This is a genomic window from Salipaludibacillus sp. CF4.18, assembly GCF_051262595.1.
GTDB classification, from domain to species: Bacteria; Bacillota; Bacilli; order Bacillales; family Salisediminibacteriaceae; genus Salipaludibacillus; species Salipaludibacillus neizhouensis.
In genome coordinates, this window is record NZ_JBIMEV010000155.1 from 1 (window position 1) to 631 (window position 631).

Annotated in this window: 1 protein-coding gene; it reads right to left on the minus strand. The window is 36.5% G+C overall.

Annotated features, from left to right (window positions below; genetic code table 11):
- Positions 1-593: LLM class flavin-dependent oxidoreductase (locus ACHABW_RS25945; RefSeq protein ID WP_435759929.1), on the minus strand; the 593-nt coding region annotated here is incomplete at its 3' end.
- Between the last annotated feature and the right edge of the window lie 38 nt (positions 594-631).

A 631-nucleotide genomic window follows, 5' to 3' on the forward strand; every position in this document is an offset into this window, starting at 1 on the left:
GCAAAAATTACATTCTCACCCATTTCTGCTGCTTTTAATACAGATGGTTCACTGAAAGCTGCAACAAAAATTGGAGGGTGAGGATCTTGTACCGGTGTTGGTGTTATCTCAATCTCTGGGAAATTATAAAATTTTCCTTCATAAGAAATTGACTCTTGCGTCCATGCCTTTTTGATAATGTCTAACTGTTCAAAGAATATATCCCTACTATCATTAAAGTCCACTTCAAATACATCATATTCACGTTTATCATATCCTCTTCCAGCTGAGAAAATTGCTCTACCATTACTTAAAAGATCAAGTAGTGCATATTCTTCAGCCATACGAATCGGGTGATTTGCCGGTAACAAAACCGTTGCCGGGGCTAACTGTATTTTACTTGTCTTTGCTGCTACATGTGATAAAAATACTGATGGTGAAGGCAATACTCCTAGAGCACTGAAATGATGCTCAGGAACCCAGACAGAATTAAACCCTAGTTCTTCTGCATAAACACATTGGTCTACTAGGTCTGTAATCATTTGATTCGAATCTTTTCGTTCATTACCATATACAGGTGGATTGTCAGTTAATGTAAAATACCCAAATTTCATATCAATCTCTCCTTTTTGTTTGTTTACTTATGGTTAAC